Source organism: Pseudodesulfovibrio pelocollis, assembly GCF_030282845.1.
Taxonomy (GTDB): Bacteria; Desulfobacterota; Desulfovibrionia; order Desulfovibrionales; family Desulfovibrionaceae; genus Pseudodesulfovibrio; species Pseudodesulfovibrio pelocollis.
Window position 1 is genome coordinate 40,745 of record NZ_JASTWE010000015.1, and the last position, 17,956, is coordinate 58,700.

The 17,956-nt window shown below is 65.0% G+C and carries 17 protein-coding genes; 10 read left to right on the forward strand and 7 right to left on the reverse strand.

Annotated elements, in window-relative coordinates; genetic code table 11:
• The first annotated feature begins 87 nt into the window (after positions 1-87).
• Both QQS14_RS07215 and QQS14_RS07220 read left to right on the forward strand, forming a co-directional pair.
• On the forward strand, positions 88-708 hold the full coding sequence (locus QQS14_RS07215) for a D-sedoheptulose 7-phosphate isomerase (protein WP_285906297.1): 621 nt from the start codon (positions 88-90) through the stop codon (positions 706-708).
• Positions 709-717: 9 nt separating this feature from the next.
• Positions 718-1,116, forward strand: coding sequence for a response regulator (locus QQS14_RS07220; RefSeq protein ID WP_285906298.1), 399 nt, complete (start codon positions 718-720; stop codon positions 1,114-1,116).
• A gap of 37 nt (positions 1,117-1,153) precedes the next feature.
• On the opposite strand, the gene QQS14_RS07225 is transcribed toward QQS14_RS07220, so the two are convergent.
• Positions 1,154-1,621 (reverse strand): hypothetical protein, encoded by a 468-nt coding sequence (locus tag QQS14_RS07225; protein ID WP_285906299.1) that lies wholly within the window; start codon positions 1,619-1,621, stop codon positions 1,154-1,156.
• Positions 1,622-1,726: 105 nt separating this feature from the next.
• Here QQS14_RS07225 and QQS14_RS07230 point away from each other — a divergent pair, with 105 nt between their 5' ends.
• Positions 1,727-2,146, forward strand: a complete 420-nt coding sequence (locus QQS14_RS07230) for a DUF3592 domain-containing protein (protein WP_285906300.1) — start codon at positions 1,727-1,729, stop codon at positions 2,144-2,146.
• Between the two features lie 11 nt (positions 2,147-2,157).
• Here QQS14_RS07230 and QQS14_RS07235 read toward each other — a convergent pair whose 3' ends face one another.
• Positions 2,158-3,045: a tetratricopeptide repeat protein gene (locus QQS14_RS07235; protein ID WP_285906301.1), complete on the reverse strand. Its 888-nt coding sequence runs from the start codon at positions 3,043-3,045 to the stop codon at positions 2,158-2,160.
• Between the two features lie 172 nt (positions 3,046-3,217).
• Positions 3,218-5,110, reverse strand: coding sequence for a methyl-accepting chemotaxis protein (locus QQS14_RS07240; protein WP_285906302.1), 1,893 nt, complete (start codon positions 5,108-5,110; stop codon positions 3,218-3,220).
• Between the two features lie 346 nt (positions 5,111-5,456).
• On the opposite strand from QQS14_RS07240, the gene pgm reads away from it, so the two are divergent.
• Entirely contained in the window at positions 5,457-7,109 is a 1,653-nt protein-coding gene (gene pgm, locus QQS14_RS07245) for a phosphoglucomutase (alpha-D-glucose-1,6-bisphosphate-dependent) (RefSeq protein WP_285906303.1), read from the forward strand.
• Between the two features lie 11 nt (positions 7,110-7,120).
• Here pgm and QQS14_RS07250 read toward each other — a convergent pair whose 3' ends face one another.
• Entirely contained in the window at positions 7,121-8,239 is a 1,119-nt protein-coding gene (locus tag QQS14_RS07250) for an SPL family radical SAM protein (protein WP_285906304.1), read from the reverse strand.
• Entirely contained in the window at positions 8,232-9,194 is a 963-nt protein-coding gene (locus tag QQS14_RS07255) for a ParB N-terminal domain-containing protein (protein WP_285906305.1), read from the reverse strand. The genes QQS14_RS07250 and QQS14_RS07255 overlap by 8 nt, the downstream gene beginning before the upstream one ends.
• A gap of 259 nt (positions 9,195-9,453) precedes the next feature.
• Here QQS14_RS07255 and QQS14_RS07260 point away from each other — a divergent pair, with 259 nt between their 5' ends.
• The 5 genes from QQS14_RS07260 (at position 9,454) to QQS14_RS07280 (ending at position 15,180) form a co-directional block, all read left to right on the forward strand.
• On the forward strand, positions 9,454-11,517 hold the full coding sequence (locus QQS14_RS07260) for an elongation factor G (RefSeq protein WP_285906306.1): 2,064 nt from the start codon (positions 9,454-9,456) through the stop codon (positions 11,515-11,517).
• Between the two features lie 166 nt (positions 11,518-11,683).
• Complete coding sequence (locus QQS14_RS07265) at positions 11,684-12,409, forward strand: lysophospholipid acyltransferase family protein (RefSeq protein ID WP_285906307.1); 726 nt, start codon at positions 11,684-11,686, stop codon at positions 12,407-12,409.
• Positions 12,410-14,068 carry a ribonuclease J gene (locus tag QQS14_RS07270; RefSeq protein WP_285906308.1) on the forward strand — a complete coding sequence of 553 codons (1,659 nt, stop codon included), beginning with the start codon at positions 12,410-12,412 and terminating at the stop codon, positions 14,066-14,068.
• Between the two features lie 96 nt (positions 14,069-14,164).
• A complete protein-coding gene (locus QQS14_RS07275) occupies positions 14,165-14,635 on the forward strand; it encodes an outer membrane protein assembly factor BamD (RefSeq protein ID WP_285906309.1) in 471 nt (156 codons plus the stop codon).
• A gap of 77 nt (positions 14,636-14,712) precedes the next feature.
• Positions 14,713-15,180: a hypothetical protein gene (locus QQS14_RS07280; protein WP_285906310.1), complete on the forward strand. Its 468-nt coding sequence runs from the start codon at positions 14,713-14,715 to the stop codon at positions 15,178-15,180.
• 78 nt (positions 15,181-15,258) lie between these two features.
• On the opposite strand, the gene QQS14_RS07285 is transcribed toward QQS14_RS07280, so the two are convergent.
• Positions 15,259-16,575 carry an L-cysteine desulfidase family protein gene (locus tag QQS14_RS07285; RefSeq protein ID WP_285906311.1) on the reverse strand — a complete coding sequence of 439 codons (1,317 nt, stop codon included), beginning with the start codon at positions 16,573-16,575 and terminating at the stop codon, positions 15,259-15,261.
• 2 nt (positions 16,576-16,577) lie between these two features.
• Entirely contained in the window at positions 16,578-17,102 is a 525-nt protein-coding gene (locus tag QQS14_RS07290) for a hypothetical protein (RefSeq protein WP_285906312.1), read from the reverse strand.
• Positions 17,103-17,357: 255 nt separating this feature from the next.
• Between QQS14_RS07290 and QQS14_RS07295 the strand changes: the two genes are divergently transcribed.
• Positions 17,358-17,876, forward strand: coding sequence for a hypothetical protein (locus QQS14_RS07295; protein ID WP_285906313.1), 519 nt, complete (start codon positions 17,358-17,360; stop codon positions 17,874-17,876).
• The last annotated feature ends 80 nt before the right edge of the window (positions 17,877-17,956 follow it).

Below are 17,956 nucleotides of genomic sequence, written 5' to 3' on the forward strand. Positions count from 1 at the left end.
GGCACCGTTCCGGGACGATTGCGCGCCGCAATGAATTGCATTAGGGTATGCCCTCACTCAATTCCGAGCACCACAAGGATACGATATATGTCAGAAACAGCTCTCAAGAAGGTCATGGACCACGCCGCGGCCGGGCTGGAGGCGCGCAAGGCGTTCTTTGACGCCAAGGCCGAGTTGGTGGTGGGCATCGCCCGGGCCATGGCCGTGTGTCTGGCCAACGGTGGCAAGGTCATGTTCTGTGGCAACGGGGGCAGCGCTGCCGACAGCCAGCATCTGGCCGCCGAGTTCACCAACCGCTTCCGGCTGGAGCGGCCGCCTCTGCCCGGGCTGGCCCTGACCACCGACACCTCGGCCCTCACCGCCATCGCCAACGACTACAGCTTCGACGAGGTCTTCTCCAAGCAAGTCCAGGCCTTGGGCCGCCCCGGCGACATGCTGGTGGGCCTCTCTACCTCGGGCACCAGCGCCAACGTCGTCCGCGCCATGCGCGAGGCCCGGCGCAACGGCATCTCCACCGTGGGCCTCTCGGGCCAGAGCGGCGGGGAGATGACCGCCGTGTCCGATTATCTGCTCACCGTTCCGTCAGGGGACACCGCCGTGATCCAGGAAATCCACATCGCGGCAGGGCACATGTTCTGCCATCTCGTGGACCATTTTCTGTTCGAGGCCGTGGCCGAGCTGACTCCCTTCCTGTCCCGGGAGCCCTAGCCCAACCCCATGCGCGCGCTCATTGTCGAGGACACCCTCATCAACCGGGAATTCCTCAAGCTCATTCTTTCGTCCTTTGGCGAATGCCGTGTGGCGGATTGCGGCGAGCAGGCGCTTGATGTTTTCTCCGGGGCGCTGGATACCGCGCCCTTTGACATAGTCTTCATGGACGTGATGCTTCCCGGCATCAATGGTCTTGAAACCCTGGAGCGCATGCGCAGTGTGGAGCGGGGCAGGGGCATCCCCCCGGAGAGCGGGATCAAGGCCATCATCACCACCGCTCTGGACGAGGATGAAGGGGCCCTGCGGGCAAGTGGCACCATGGGCCAGGTCGCGGCCTGCATACCCAAGCCCGTGTGTCAGGAAGTGGTGGAGCGGGAGTTGCGCTGCCTAGGGCTCATCGACTGAGCCGTCCGGGGCAGCGGCGGGGAGGTAGGGTTCCTGTTCAGAATTTTTCGCGGCGGATGCGGACGGTCAGCCCCTTGCCGCGAAGGTGGCTGGCCAGCCGCTCGGCGCGCTTGAGGCTCGGCACGGTGCTGATGACCAGCTGGGCCATGCCGGTTTCATCCCACACCCAGATGTTTTCGGCCAGCATCAGGCCGCTGGCTCGGACCTGATCAAGGAGCCGGTCGCGGGCCGCGTCTCGGGCCGCAAGGGAGCGCTCGTTCAGGGGTTCGCCGCAGACGAGCACCCACCAGCCCAGCGGACGGGCCTCCAGGGCTTCGCTGTCGTCCGCTCCGGGCGTCTTGCCTGTGGCTGCCACGGCCGACATGGCCGGACTCCCGGCCATCTCGCGGCGCACCGAGGCTGTCATGCGCTGGATGGTCCCCTCGATCAGGGCGACGGCGTCCCCGGCGGGGGCAGGGGAGGGGGTCGATCTTGCAGCCTGATATTTCTCGCTCTTTTGTGCCATTGCTCCACTGTAGACCGGCCCGGTCGCGGATGGCAAGGGGGGAAATCCGTCCGAACCGGCTTTTTCGGTCCTTGCGCCCTTGCGCCGGGCCGTGTATCCAATGCCATGACCTTTCTCTCGGGCAATCGCGTCAGGCGCACCCCGGCCATGCGCGTACTGCGCGGGGTCGTTGGCTGCGCGGCCGTGGCGCTCATCATCTACGCCCTGTCCATGGTCCCCTACGATATCCTGCGCGCCGAGCGGTTCCGCATCTACGGGGAGAGCTTCACCACCGGCGTGGTCACAGCCGTGCGCGCCGAGGCAGCCACCAGCGAGGGCTCCCGGTTCTTCGTCGATTACAAGTACGTGGATGCCGACGGCCTAGTGCGCAACGCCACGGCCCGTCTGCCCCACGAGGAATGGGAGCGCTACCGGCCCGGTGAGCGCATTGAGGTGCTCTACGCCAGCCAGCGGCCCGCCGTTTCGCGCACGCCGGGCGAGATCGAGCCGCGCTTTCAGCTCTGGCTGCGCGCCATGCTCCGCTGAGAGCCCGGGGGCTAGAGTTCGAGTTTGTGGGTTTTCCCGTTGGGCTTGGCCGGTGCCGTGCCCGGGGAGGAAGCTGGTTCCGACTGGCGGGCGAACACCTTGGTTTCCGACTGTTTGAGGAGCTTCTGGGCCTCGGAGTTGAGCGGGTTGCGATCCAGCACGGCCTGGGCGTTGGTGTGGACCTGGCCCCATTCGCGTTTGAGCAGGTGCAGCTTGGCCAGCCGCAGGTAGAGGCCTTCGCTGGGACCGAGGCGGCGCATGGCTTCCTTGACCGCCTCCATGGCCTTGGCATGCTCGCGCATGCCCTCGTAGCAGAGGATGAGGGCGTTGTGGGCGCGGGTGTCTGCGGCCGCGGTCGCCAGCGCCTTGGTCAGATATTCCACGGCCTCGGGGAACATGCCGAACATGGTCAGCCTGTTGCCGATGTCAGAGTCTATGCCTTCGATGTCCTTGAAATATTCAGAAATTTTACGATACAACTTGCGGGCTTCGAGCTTGTTGCCGTCCTTGATCAGCTGGCCCGCCTTGATCAGGTTGTCGTCCAGTACGGCGAGGCGCTGGCGCATCTTGGTCAGCCGCGCCTTTTCCATGGCTTCCCCGAGTTTGCCGTGCAGCCGCATCAGGGTCTGGTAAAAGGCCTTTTCCTTGCCGCGGGTGAAGGTCAGTCCGTCGGGGAAGAGGCGCTTGATCATCTTCATCTTGTTGAGGTCGCGCAGGGCCTCTTCCAGGTGGGCGTATATCTCGAACTTCTCCGCGCCGAAGATCTGGCTGAGGACCAATCCGCGCACGGCATTGGCCAGACAGCTGAGCGTGCGCATGTAATCGTTCCTGCCCGCATAGGCGCGGGCGCGGGCGATGTCCTCGCGGATGTCCTTGGCAGTGACCTTGTTGGCTGGCATCGATCAATCTTTCCCGCCGGTTGAGACAAAACGGTTCCTCCGCAAACTAATACAGGGGGAGTGTTTTAGCAAGCGTCTGGAAACAGCCGTGTGACACGCGCCCGCCCGGCCAAGGCAAAGGCGGCGCTCCCGGCCATGCCGGAAGCGCCGCCGCGCCGGTTTTTGCCGGGAGCTACATGAGTTCGAGGCCGTTCCTGCCACGGGGCAGCGCCGCAGCCGGACGGCCCGGCACCACCCGGACTGCTTCGGTCCGGCCCCTGCCATTGTCGTCAGCCACGGTGAAGAACTCCATGGTCTGCTGCAACTGCACGGCCTGCTGCGACAATTCCTCGGACGTGGCCGACAGTTCCTCGGAGAACGAGGCGTTCTTCTGGACCACGATATCCAGGTGCTGGATGGACTGGGTGATCTGCACGGCGGCAGCGTCCTGCTCCTGGCTGGCAGCGGCCACCTCGTCCACCAGTTGCTCATTGCGCTTGATGTCGGCCACGATCTTCTGGAGCATGCCTCCTGCCTCCTCGGCCACCTTGAGGCTGCTGCCGGTCAGCTCGCTGATCCTGCGCGCCGCCTCGCCGCTGTGCTCGGCCAGCTTGCGCACCTCGGCCGCCACCACGGCGAATCCCTTGCCGTGCTCGCCCGCCCTGGCCGCCTCAATGGCCGCGTTGAGCGCCAGCAGGTTGGTCTGTCGGGCGATCTCCTCGATGACCGAGGTCCGGTCCGCGATATCGCGCATGGAGGCCACGGTCTGCAACACGGCCTCGCCGCCCAGGGTCGCGTCGCTGGCCATCTTGACGGCCATGTCGCGGGTCTGGCGGGCCACCTCCATGTTCTGGCGGATGCTCGACGCCATCTGCTCCATGGAGGCCGATATCTCCTCCACGCTGGCCGCCTGCTCGGTAGTGCCTTCGCTCATCTGCTCGGCCGAGGCCGCGATCTCCTCGCTTCCGGCGGCCACGATCTCGGCCGCTGACTTGACAGTGCCCACCACGCTGCGCAGCGAGCCGATCATCTCGCCCAGGGCGCGGGTCAGCCGCCCCAACTCATTGGGCGAGTCGCTATGCAGGTCAAAGGTCAGGTCGCCCTGTGCCAGGCTGTTGGAGGCGTGCATGCCTCTGGTCACCGGCGTCACCACCAGTCGGCGCAGGAAGAAGGCCACCAGACCGGACACCACCAGCGCGATGGCCGCGCCGATGCCCATCAGGACATACCCCTGGCGCACCGCGCCCGCCGCCAGATCCGATTCGAAGGCAGACATGCACACTATCCAGCCCGTGGTCGGATCGGTCCTGAATGCCATGACCTTGGCCCGTCCCTGCCAGTCGTAGGTGATTTCGCCGTTGCGCATGGTCATGGCCCGGCGCACGAACTCGTGCTGGCTGAAATCCTCCAGGACCATGTTTCGATCAATGTGGTAATAGATGAATCGGCCGGTCTCGTCGAAGATGAAGCCGTATCCCTCATGCCCGATGACAACGGGGTCCACGAAGTTCCGGCCGAACATGTCCCAGGCCGAGAAGAGCGCCACGCCGCCGACAATGGTGCCCCGGTTGTCGCGCACCGGCGCGCTCACGGCAAAGGTCAGCGCCCCGTCGGTGCGTGACTTGAAGACCGTGCGCGAGACGAAGGCTGCCTCGCCGCCGAGAGCCGCCCGGACATAGTCGCGATCCGACACGTCAAGGTCGATCATGTTCCCGCCATCGGCCATGGCTCCGGCCACCACCCGCCCGCGCGTGTCAAAGGCCACGGCGGCCCACAGGTTGGGATTCTCCCTGGCATAGTCCGAAAGCACTGCGTGGGCGGCGTCCGATTCGGAACTCAGGGCGGCGACGACTTCCCACCGCCCGGCCATGGCCCGTGTCGCTGCCAGCGTGTCCTGCACAAAGAGGTCGAGGGCGGCCGTCACACTGGCGGCCTGGCTTGCGGCGGCCTGTGTCTCGGTCTCCAGGATCATGGCATAGGAGGAACCCCGGACATACCAGACCAGGGCGGCCACCCCCAGGATGATGGACGCGATGACGGGGAGAAGCACGGCGCTCGCCAGTCTCTTGTTCACAAAATCAAACATCTTGCATTGCTCCTTTGTCCTTTCCGGTTGCGCCGCATATGCGGCTTTACTCCAGACTGCGTTGCTGCCCGCGGTTCGACGCGCCTCCCCGTCGCCAAGTGATCGGTCGATCAAACGGCGGCACACGCTGACCATCGGGAAACATCATCGCCAATTGCCATGCCTGATAAAAATCTTCCTTTATAATCTGGTTTGTAGTTAATAGTTACTATTTGTAGCCAAGTATCTTGGCTTGCATATGCAGGACCGTGGCATCGCGACCACCGCAGCACATGACAGGGTCGCGACTTTGATGTTATGTTTTTGCGTGTGACGCGAAAGCCTGCAACGAAACGGAGACCTCGCCATGCCCCAGCACGAACTGGCCGGAAAGCCTGCCCCAAGGGACATCCTTGTCAACATCCCCCGGCTCGTGGCCGCCTATTTCCAGACCAGGCCCGACCCGGCTGACCCGGCCTGCGCCGTGAGCTTCGGCACCTCGGGCCATCGAGGATCGTCCCTTGACGGCAGCTTCAACGAGGACCACATCCTGGCCGTGAGCCAGGCCGTGTGCGAACACCGCGCGGCCCGGGGCATCGACGGCCCGCTCCATCTGGGCATGGACACCCACGCCCTGAGCGAACCAGCCCTGGCCACCGCTCTTGAAGTCTTCGCCGCCAACAAGGTCATGGTGCGCATCCAGCGCGGCCACGGCTACACGCCCACCCCGGTCATCTCCCACGCCATCCTCACCTGGAACAAGGGCCGCACCACCGGACTGGCCGACGGGGTGGTCATCACCCCGTCCCACAACCCGCCGCGCGACGGCGGCTACAAATACAACCCGCCCGAGGGCGGTCCGGCCGAAACCGCGGCCACCAGGGCCATCCAGGACCGGGCCAATGAGCTGCTGCGGGCAAACCTGGCGGGCGTCAAACGCATCCCATACGCCCGCGCCATGAGGAGCCCCACGACCGAGCATCACGACTTCATCACCCCGTACATCACTGATCTGCGCAATGTCGTGGACCTCGACATCATCCGCGATGCCAGCCTCAGGATCGGCGTGGACCCCATGGGCGGCTCGGGCATCGCCTATTGGGAGCCCCTGGCCGAGATGTACGGCCTCGACCTGACCGTGACCAACCCGGTCGTGGACCCCGCCTTCGCCTTCATGACTGTTGACAGGGACGGCAAGATCCGCATGGACTGCTCATCCCCCTGGGCCATGGCCTCCCTCATCCGGCACAAGGACGAGTACGACATCGCCTTTGGCAACGACCCGGACTACGACCGCCACGGCATCGTCACCAGAAGCTCGGGCCTGCTCAACCCCAACCACTACCTGGCCGTGGCCGTGCACTATCTCTTTACCCACCGCCCGGGCTGGTCGGCCGACGCGGCCGTGGGCAAGACCCTGGTCTCAAGCTCCATGATCGACCGGGTGGCCGCCAGCCTGGGCCGCCGTCTGCACGAGGTTCCGGTGGGCTTCAAGTGGTTCGTGGACGGACTCCTCGACGGCTCGTGCGGGTTCGGCGGCGAGGAATCGGCCGGGGCCAGCTTCCTGCGCAGCGACGGAACCGTCTGGACCACGGACAAGGACGGCATCATCATGGACCTGCTGGCCGTCGAGATCACCGCCCGCACCGGGCGCGACCCCGGCGAGATTTACCGCGATCTCGAAGCCGAGCACGGCGCGCCCATCTATCAACGCATCGACGCTCCCGCATCCCCAACACAAAAAGCCGCCTTCTGCTGCCTCACGCCGGACATGGTCGCGGCCGACACCCTGGCCGGGGAATCCATCCGGGCCAAGCTCACCCGCGCTCCGGGCAACGATGCGTCCATCGGCGGCCTCAAGGTCGTCACCGACAACGGCTGGTTCGCCGCCCGTCCCTCGGGCACCGAGAACATCTACAAGATTTACGCGGAATCATTCAGGGGCGCGGATCACCTGAAGGCCATCCAGCAGGAGGCCCGGGCCATCGTCGACGCCGTCTTCATCAAGGCGGGGGCGTAAGCCGAGGGGTGCTATTCCCCGAAGGCCCGGGCCATCAGGTGGTTGGCAAGCCCGCCCAGGTGCCTGGGGGTGTGGCCGAATACCTGCTGCCAGACTTCCGAGGATTCCATGCAGAAGTAGAGCTGCCTGTCCATGCCGTGGGCGCGCAGGCGGTCGACCATGAAGGTGAACTGCTCAAGGCGCAGGGGGCGGAGCAGCCGGGCCTTGCCGTCGAGGCCGGGCACGAACTCGTTGTAGATGTAGGTGGCGCTTGGGAAATTGTCGGCGATGATGGGCGTGAGCTGGGGCATGCAGCGGAAGGAGCCGAGGCTCATGTAGGCGATCTGGTCCGGCGTGAGGTAGTCGAAGATCATGTCGATGGTCTGGGCGTAGCCCTCGCGCCAGCCGGGGAAGTGGATGATGGGGTCGAAGTGCAGGCAGACCCGGAACCCGGCCCGGGCGCAGGTGCGTGCGGCCTCCAGGCGCTCGGTCAGGGTGGAGACGTGGAATTCCTCGTGTTCGTTGATGAAGGGAGCATTCAGCGACCAGGCGGGCAGAACCCGGTCCGTGCGTTTGGCCGCGTCCATCCAGGAGAGGTCCACCACCTTGGATTTGAGTTCGAGGACCACATTGTCGTGATCATTGAGAAAGGCGATGAGGTCGCGGCTGTAGCCGGTCAGGTGTTCCAGGGCCAGGGAGTCGGTGAACTCGCCGGTGCCGACACGGAACCGGGTGGAGCGGTCGGCGCTGAAAGCCTCGCCGAGTTGGGTGAAGAGGTCGTCCTGATTGGCCCATATCTTGAGCACGCGGTCTTGAAAGTAGGCCTGGAGGATGCAGTAGGAGCAGGCCATGGGGCAGTTCTCGCCGATGTGGATGATGCGGTAGGCGCAGCAGTGGTAGGCGCGGGTGCCGGGGCAGAATCGCAGGAATTTTCCTTTGTATTCCTTGAGGTAGAGCGCCTGATCAGCGCCCCGGTCAAAGTGGACGCGGTCGGCCCCGGCCGGAACCACGGTCCAGGGGATGTGGCCATGGGTGGAGTCGGCCAGCCTGTGGCGCACGCGGCGGGCCAGGGGCGAGTCGGCCATGGACTCGTCCACAAAGACCTGGGCGATGCGGCGCAGGTGCGACGGCAGCGGGGAGGGATCAGTCATGGTCTGCGGTGGTGTCCCAGAGTTGGTGCCAATGCGGCCGGTCGGCCATGGCCTGAAGATCATGCACGGCCTGTTCGAGTTGGCCGGGATCGGCGATGCGGACGGTGAGTTCGACCCCGTTGGTCTCGAAATTGTCGGGCTGGGCCACGCGCCAGCGGGTGTCAGCGACCAGTTTCCGGGCGGCCGTGTCGAAACGCGTTTGCATGGCGCGCAGGGTGGGCTGGCGCGCCTCGCGGGCCAGGGCGGTGAGCCGGGCCATGGCGTCCTTGGGCGAAAGCTCGCGCAGCGGGCCATGGCTCATGCCGGAGTCGGCCATGACCTCGGCCACGGGCCTGCCTGTCATCTTCGACGCCTCGTAGAGCCAAGTCAGCAGGTTGACCGCGTTGGAGCGGGACCACGACAGCTCGGCGAAGAAGGGGGCCACGGCCAGTCGGTCCGCCTCGTCCATGCGGGTCAGGACGGTCCCGGCGGCCAGGGGCACGCGTCCGGCGGCGAGGTGCCCTTGCCAGGAGTCCGCCAGGGTGAGCCAGTCGGCCAGGAGCTTCGCATCGCGGCTGCCGGGGGTGACGCCCAGGCAGGGCAGTACTTCCCCGGCCAGCTGTGCGTCGTCGAGCAGGAGGCGGAAGTAGCGGAGCGCGGCCAGCCGCATGGCGTCGTCCAGGGGACGCAGACTGTTGTCGGCCAGATAGAGCAGGCCGAGTTCCACCGGGTCGGCCGTCTCCACCAGCCGGGCCAGGACCGGCTGGCCCAGCTGGCCCTGGGCGGCCACCCGGGCGTATCCTGCCACCAGAGCGAGGCCGTCTGCCGTCTCCCGGACGAGCACGGCCTGGGCCTGGCCGTGGCGGGCCATGGAGCGGATCAGGCCGGGCGATGGCTCGGCGGCCCAGAAGAGGTGTGCCCCTGCGGTGCGGATGGCGCTGGCCGGGGCGGTCACGGTCTCGTTTGAAAGATGCACTTCGGGCTCCTGGTGTGTGCTCGCCGGTGGGTAACTGTTCGGGAAAGCGAGACTTTGTTGTCCGCCTCCCGAAAGATTCGACAAAATGGCTAAAAAAAACAGCATCATGGGGGCAGATTTTTTGGGTGGCCCCCCTTGACAATCTCGCGTTGCTCTTCCTATAGGACTAAACCTGTGAAAAACCAAGTACCAGTGCTGCCATGGGGTCCGAGGTTCCCCTGACCAAAGGAAAAACCAATAAATACCAGCGGAGTAGAAAATGCCTGACCTGAAGACACAGAGAACGTACGCACTCGTCGGCCACGGCGGCAGCGGAAAGACCACTGTCGCCGAAATGCTGCTTTTCAACGCCGGTGTGATAAATCGTTTGGGCAAGGTCGAGGAAGGGAGCACCGTTCTGGACTACGAGCCCGAGGAGATCAAGCGTCGCGGCTCCACCCAGCCCGGCATCGCCACCTTCAAGTGGAAGAAAAACGACCATTTTCTCATCGACACTCCGGGTGATTCCAACTTTTCAGGGGACCTCTCCTACTCCCTCACCGCCGCAGACGGCGCGGTGCTGGTCATCGACGCGGTGGACGGCGTCAAGCCGCAGACCCGCAAGGTGTGGCAGATGATCCAGGGCATGGGGCTGCCCGCCATGATCGTCATCAACAAGATGGACCGCGACCGCGCCGAGTTCGACACGGCGTTTGCGGGCATTTCCGATGCGCTGGGCGCCCGTCCGGCCCTGCTCTACTACCCTGTGGGGAGCAAGGAGGACTTCCGGGGCGTGGTGGACATGATGTCCGGCAAGGCGCTGATGTTCGGCGCTGACGGCGCGGTCTCCGAAGAGGCCATCCCCGACGAGGTGGCCGACGAGGTCGAGGCCCTGCGCGAGGCCATGATCGAGAACATCGCCGAGAGCGATGAGGAGTTGATGGAAAAATATCTGGAGGAGGGCCAGCTCTCCCCGGAAGACATCACCCGGGGGTTGCAGGCGGGCGTGGCCGTGGGCGAGCTGGTGCCCGTGGTCGTGGCTTCGGCCCTGAACAACCAGGGCGGCCAGATGATTCTCGACACCGTCCAGAGCCTGCTGCCCGACCCCCTGGCCCACAAGGCCTGGGAGGGCGAAGAGGGCGAGCGCGCCAGCTCCCCGGATGAGCCCCTGGCCTGTTTCGTCTTCAAGACCCTGGCCGACCCCTTTGCCGGGCAACTGACCGTGGTCCGCGTCCTCTCGGGCGAGCTCAAGCCCGACTCGGCGCTGCTCAACGCCAGCAACGGCGAGAAGGAGCGCGTGGGCCAGCTGCTGCTGATGAACGGCAAGGAGCAGGTCCAGTCCAAGACGCCCATGGGCCCCGGCTCCATCGTCACCCTGGCCAAGCTCAAGAACACCTCCACCGGCGACACCCTGACGGCCGAGAAGGGCAGCTTCGTGCTCAAGAGGCCCGAGATGTCCCCGCAGCTGATCACCTTTGCCCTGGCCCCGGCCGAGAAGGGCGACGAGGACAAGGTCTACGCCGCAGTGGGCAAGCTGCTGGACGAGGACATCACCCTGACCCTGAGCCGCGACGAGGAGTCCGGCGACATCCTGCTCTCGGGCATGGGCCAGAACCACATCGAGGTCTCGGTGGAGAAGGCCAAGCGGCGCTACAAGACGGAAATTCTGCTCAAGACCCCCAAGGTGCCGTATCGCGAAACCTTCAAGACCGGCGCGCGCGAGATCCAGGGCCGCCACAAGAAGCAGTCCGGCGGCCGTGGCCAGTTCGGCGACTGCTGGATTCATGTGGCCCCCAGGGGCTCGGGCGAGGGGTACGAGTTCGTGGATCAGGTGGTGGGCGGCTCCATCCCGCGCCAGTTCATCCCGGCCGTGGACAAGGGCATCCAGGAGTCCGCGGCCCGGGGCGTGCTGGCCGGATACCAGGTCATCGACTTTCAGGTCACCCTCTACGACGGCACCTACCACTCCGTGGACTCTTCGGAAATGGCCTTCAAGGTGGCCGGTTCCCTGGCCTTCAAAAAGGCGTGCGAAAAGGCCAAGATGGCCCTGCTCGAGCCGATCATGCTCGTCACAGTGGCCGTGCCGGACTCCTTCATGGGCGATGTCATCGGCGACCTGTCCTCGCGGCGCGGCAAGGTGCTGGGGTCCGACTCCCAGGCGGGCATCACCGAGGTCAAGGCCCATGTGCCCATGGCCGAGATGCTCAAGTACGCGCCCGATCTCAACTCCATGACCGGCGGCCAGGGCACCTTCTTCATGGAGTTCGCCTCCTACGAGGAATGCCCGCCTCAGGAAGCGGAAAAGGTCATCGCCGCCCACAGGAAGGGCAGCGAGGACGAATAGCCGGTTCCCCTGAAACAACGCGAGGGGCGGCGGGGTATTCCGCCGTCCCTTTTCCGTTTTCAGGCGGCAGGAATGCCTCCTGTTCTTCGCAATCGGCTGGCTGCGCACTTGTTTCGCGCGGGATAATGGTTTACTCAGTCGTGAGTCAACACCATAGAGGATGTCCATGTTCCGACGCATTTTCTTCATTCTGCTCCTGATACCCGTCACCATCTACTACAGCATCCGCATGCTCCGCGTGGACAGGGAAAGCTCCACGCCCGAGGAATACGACTACTGGGGTCTTGCCTGGGGAGCGGCCGCCGTGCGCCTTGCCGGAGTCAGGATCGAGGCCGACATGGGGGAGATCGACCCCAAGGGGCACTATGTCTTCATCGGCAACCACCAGAGCAATCTCGACATCCCGGTGCTCTTCACCCTGCTCAAGGGCAACCGCATCCGCTTCGTGGCCAAGAAGAGCCTCTTCGACATCCCGATCTACGGCCGGGCGCTGGCCCACGCGGGCCACATCTCCATCGACCGCGACAACCGCCGGGCCGCCATGGAGAGCCTGAACGCCGCGGTGGACACGGCCCGCTCGGGCATCTCTCCCCTCATCTTTCCCGAGGGCACGCGTAACACCGAGCTTGATGATCTCATGGATTTCAAGATCGGCGGCATGATCCTGGCGCTCAAGTGCGGCCTGCCCGTGGTGCCCTTTGTCATGACCGGCACGGGCAAGATCATGCCCAAGGGGGCCAAGGTCATCGACAACCGCCATGTGATCCGCTTCAAGGCCCTGCCGGTCATCGACCCGGCCAAATACACCATCAAGGACCGCGAAGCCTTCAAGGACGACCTGCGCGAGATGATGCGCACCGCCTACCGCGAACTGCTCGCCAAGGATGCATAGATGACGGATTCCCCTTCTTTCAGCGTTTACCCCCTTGGTGGCCTGGGCGAGATCGGCATGAACTGCATGGCCTTCAAGACGCAGCGCTCCATGGTGTTGGTGGATTGCGGCCTGATGTTTCCCGAGGACTACCATTTCGGCGTGGACGTGGTCATTCCCTGCTTCGATTTCGTGCTCCAGAACAAGGCCATGCTGCACGGCATCGTGCTCACCCACGGCCACGAGGACCACATCGGCGCGCTGCCCTGGCTGCTCCAGAACGTGGACGTGCCGGTCTACGGCAGCCAGTTCACCCTGGGACTGGTGGAAAACAAGCTGCGCGAGCACGATCTCGCCCGCTGGGCCGATCTGAGGCCGGTGCGGCCCCATGATCGGGTGCTGCTTGGCGATTTCACCTTCAATTTCTTCCCGGTCTGTCACTCAATCATCGAGGGCTATGGCCTGGGCATCGAGACCCCGGTGGGCCGGGTGGTGCACACCGGCGATTTCAAGATCGACCGCAACCCGCTGGGCGGGCACGCCACCGACCTGAACGCTTTTCGCCGCTTCTCCGAGCCGGGGGTGACCCTCATGCTCTCGGATTCCACCAACGTGGCCCGGGAGGGGTTCGCCCTGACCGAGCGCGAGATCAAGGTCAGCCTGCGCGAGATTTTTTCCACGGCCAAGGGGCGCATCCTGGTCTCGCTCTTCTCAAGCCACATCCAGCGCATCCAGGAGGTCTTCGACCTGGCCGACGGCGAGGGGCGCAAGGTGGCGGTGTCCGGCAAGTCGCTGCTGCGCAACATCGAGCTGGCTCGCGACATGGGCTACCTGCGCATTCCCAAGGGCACCTTCATAGAGCTTGACCGGCTGGACGAGTTCGGCGACTCCGAGCTTGTGCTGCTGGTCACCGGCTCCCAGGGCGAGCCCCTGGCCGCTCTCTCGCGCATGTCCATGGGCGAGCACCGGCAGATATCGGTCAAGCCCGGCGACCTGTGCATCCTCTCCTCCAGGTTCATTCCGGGCAATGTGCGGGCCATCACCCGGGTCATCAACAATCTCTATCGCCTCGGGGCCGAGGTGCTCTACGAGAAGATGCACGACGTCCATGCCTCGGGCCACGCCCATGCGGGCGAGCTGACCCTCATGCTCGAAGCGGTGCGCCCGAAATACTTCATCCCCGTGCATGGCGAATACCGCCACTTGGTCAAGCATGTGCGGCTGGCCACGGAGTGCGGCGTGGAGGAGGAGAACGCCCTGGTGGTCGAGAATGGCCAGTCCGTGGTCTTTGAGGCGGACGGCTCCATGCATTTTGGCCGCACCTTCAGGGCGGAGCGAATCCTGGTGGACGGCAAGGGCGTGGGCGATGTGGGCCAGAGCGTGCTGCGCGAGCGCCAGCTGCTGGCTGGAGAGGGTATGGTTATCGTGGTCCTGGTGGTGGACGAGGCCACCGGGGAAATCAGCATGGGGCCGGACATCATGTCCAAGGGCTTCATCTTCGAACAGCAGTACATGCATCTGCTCGACGACGCCAAATGCATCGTGCTCGACGTGCACGAGAACATCGCCCCGGGCGAGACGGCCAAGCTCAAGGAGCGCATCCGCTCGGCCCTGCGCCGGTTCTTCCGCAAGGTGCTCGGTCGCGACCCGGTGGTGGTGCCCCTGGTCATTTCCATCTGATTCGCTGCGCGGGGCCAAGGTCTGGACGTGGCGGCCATAATGGGCTAATAATTAGACATGCTGTAGAATCTTAACGTTGCCAGCGAGGATGTGCCGATGAAGAAGATGCTGATGGTTGCCGTGCTGATGGGGGTCGCCGCTGCGCTGGCCGCGTGCGGCGGGCAGCGGACCGCCCTTGACGAGGGTGTCGCCCTGTACAAGCAGGGGGATTGCGCCGGGGCCCAGTCGTATTTCGATCAGACCATTGCCCGGCCCAACGAGACCATGGATATCGCCTACGCCTATTTCCTCAAGGCCAAGTGCGCCGAAAAGGCGGGCGATGCGGCCACGGCCTATGAGAATTACTACGCTGCCAAGGTGGTGGTCTGCTACGATGTGGCCACCAACACCGAGCATGAGAACCTGAACACCTACGCCCGCAGCGAATACTGCGAGCGCATCCTGCCGGACACGCTGAACACGCTCGCCCCGGATGTGGGCGCGGCCAAGGTCGAGGCCATTACAGCCAAGGTCAATGCGGAACTCAACGCCCGGTACATGCAACAGTTCGCCACCCAAGCCAAGTGATCCGAGGACGCCCCGCCTGCCGGGGCGTCCTTGTTTGGCCGCCCGGGCGGCCGGAACGTCATCGCGGGGGGATTGTCATGCCGCTCAAGGATTACGCGGAGATTGTCGAGAGGGTGCAGCGGGCCCTGGGCCGGGGCTTTGCCGAGGAGCCCTGGATTCTGAACATGCCCGGCCGGTCCATCGCCTGCAAGATTGACCACCTGCACTATCTGGCGGTGATGCCCGCCTTTGTCGATCAGCTCGGTCGGCTGGCCGGGATATTTCCCGATCAGATCATCGAGAGTCTGGTCCGCACCGGCAATTTCATCACCCGGGGGCCGGACCGCCAGCCGGTGATGGCTCTGACCGTGGGCTGGGGCGGTCGGCCGGTGACCATCCGGGCCGCCTTCGTGGACGCGGACTTCATCGACAGAGCGGTCAAGACCTACGGCAACCTCTCGACACCGCTCAACCTTTCTGACTTGCGCATCAGTTCGGCCGACAAGGAACGGGTGGACGCCTTCTTCGAGAACAAGACCCCGCCGCAGGGTCTGGCCTACTTCTAGACTTTCTCGGAATGTGCGCAAAAGCCCTGTCCGCGAGAGCGGGCAGGGCTTTTGCGTGTCGTGTCGTGTCGCGTCGGGCTACTCTTCGGTGAGCCGCTTGCGCAGCATGATGTCGAGGATGGTCCGGTCGGTCTGGATCATGCCGTCCACGGCCAGGGTGCCGATGTTGCGCATGGTGTCCTCGGACGAGTCGCCGATGATGCCGTCCGTGGCGTGGACATTGACCCCGTGCAGGGCGAAAAGGGCGGCCTGCACCGCAGTGCCCGCAGCGGTGGAGAGCTTGAGGGCGCATCCGGCCTTGGCCCCGTCGCAGATGATGCCGGCCAGGTCTTCGAGCAGGTTCTTGATGGCCCCCGCGATGTGGGTTGCGTCGCCGCCGAGCAGGTAGGTGATGCCCGCCGTGGCTCCGGCTCCGGCCGCCACCGAGCAGCCGCAGATGGCCGAGAGCCTGCCCGTGTGCGCCTTCACGAAGGCGGTGACGATGTGCGACAGGGCGATGGCTTCGAGCACGGTCTTTTCGTCGGCGTCGTCGATGAAGTCCTTGACAGCCCAGATGGGCAGGATAGCGGTCAGCCCGTGGTTGCCGGACCCCGCGGAACTCATGGCCGGGAGCGGAATCCCGGACATGCGCGCGTCCGCCGCGCTGGAGGCGAGGATGCGGGCGGCCAGGATCATGTCCTTCCTGATCAGCCGCTGGCGCACCAGCCGCTCAAGGGTCTTGCCCACGCCGAGGCCCAGGCCGAACTTGAGCCCCTGCTCGGCCAGCCGCATGTTCACGTCCACCCCCTCGCGCAGGAAGGCGAAGTCCGCTTCGTCCAGGTGGTCGGTCAGGGCCATGATCTCGGTCAGGGAGAGCCCCTTGAGCCACTCTTCCATCTCCATGAGCCTGGCGTGGCCGTCCTCGCCGTGGGGCTTGAGCAGCGGGCTGCCCACGGGCTGCCCATTGAGGGTCAGGCTGGTAATGTTGTCGTGCAGCCCCTCGATGACGCTTTCGGCCACGTCGTCGCCGCGCCGGACCACGTTGCGCACGAAGAGCCCGTGGCGGTCCTTGAGCAGCGACACCGTGATCTTGCCGGCGGCCAGGGCGGCTTTGGCCTCAGCCACATGGCCATCGGCGATGGGGCGCAGCACCTCGAGCCGCAGGGACGGGTCGCCCCCGGCCGCTCCCAGGGCAGCGGCCATGTCCAGGCCCGAGAGGCCGCCCGTGCCGGGGATGGAGACGGCCAGTCCGTTCTTGTAGACGTTGGGGTCGAGGAAAACCTCGATGGAATCGAATCCCTCGTCGGGCAAAATCGACACGGCGGCAGCAGCGCCCAGGGCGATGGCCACGGGCTCGGTGCAGCCCAGGGCCGGAGCCACCTGCATGGTGAGAACGTCCTTGACCGTGAACGGCATGGCTAGTTGCTCCTGGCCGTGCTCTTGGGACAGTTGTCGCTCAGATAGCAGACCTCGCACCCGCCCACATAGGGGTAGGGCGTGAGTACCGCGTATTTCCGGTTGACGGTGCCCTCCTGGTTCCAGGTCAGGCCCAGCTCGGCAAAGGCCCCGAGCACACCCTCGCCCGGCCTGGGCAGCGGCGCGCAGTTGCCGTCGGAGAGTTCGGGCACGAAGCCCTGGGCCGCGCTCATGACCATGGTGATGGCCAGGGCGTGGAAGAGCAGGCCATGGGTGGGCGAGTCCTGCCAGATTCCCTCGATGGTGTCCTCGGCCTCCTGGTCGAGAAAGATGAGCAGAAAGCTGCCCTCGCCATCGGGGTTGGTGAGCTTGCAGGCCTTGAGGTTGTTGGCGGCCCATTTGTCCCAGAAGGGCTCGAATTCCTCCATCGCATCATGGTCAACGCGGGTTTCTCCTGCGATTTCCATGAAGTACATGATGTCGAATTCGGGCATGGGCGTAAGCGGGGTGATCTCGTATGCGGCCATGGATGGTCTCCTCGTGTGGTGTCTTGGAAGGAATCTGTGGATACCTGTTTTCGGCCCGGGGCTCAAGTCGTATGCGCGCCTTGGGCCGGTGGCAGGAAATGGCCGGAAATGGCCGGGAGATCGGGGCAGGGGCGTGGGGCAAGGGCATGGGGCAAGGGCATGGGGGTGATCCCCGGCGTTGTGCAGGGTGCGGGAATGTGCTACATGCCTGTCGGCGGTCGCCCGTGCGGCCAAAGGAGCCCAGGAACAAAGCCCATGAACGAGATCAGGATTTCCGTCACATTGTCCCTTGACGAGGCGCATCCCGAGGACGCTTACATCGACTTCAACCTGTCGGTGGACGGCCAGTTCCTGCACGAGCCCAACGTGTATGTGGACCCGGTGGACCTCGTCACCTCCTCGACCATGTCGGGCGAGTTCTTCATCTACACCTGCGACTGCGGCGATCCCTCCTGCCTGGGCATCGACGACGGTGTCGTGGTCTCCCACGCGGCCGACACGGTCAAGTGGCGGCTGCGCAACCCCATCTCCTGGCCCGCCGAGGAGTCCATGCCCGACTGGACCCACGACGCGGAGTTCGTCTTTCCCCGCGAGCAGTACGTGCAGCAGATAGCCCAGGCCCTGGACCACGCCAAGCGGCTGGCCCGCGGCTTTGCCGTGACCGGCACCCTCTGGGCCGGGCCGGATCTGTCCATTGAAGGGCTTATGGCCCTGGAGATGCCCAATCAGGGCGGCTTCTACGCCGCAGACCCGGACGAGCAGGTCGTCCACTGATCGTGGGCGGCGAATCCCGGCCGTCCGGCCCGTCTCCCCGCATCTGATTGATTTCGCATCGCCTGAAATCCGCCCCTCGC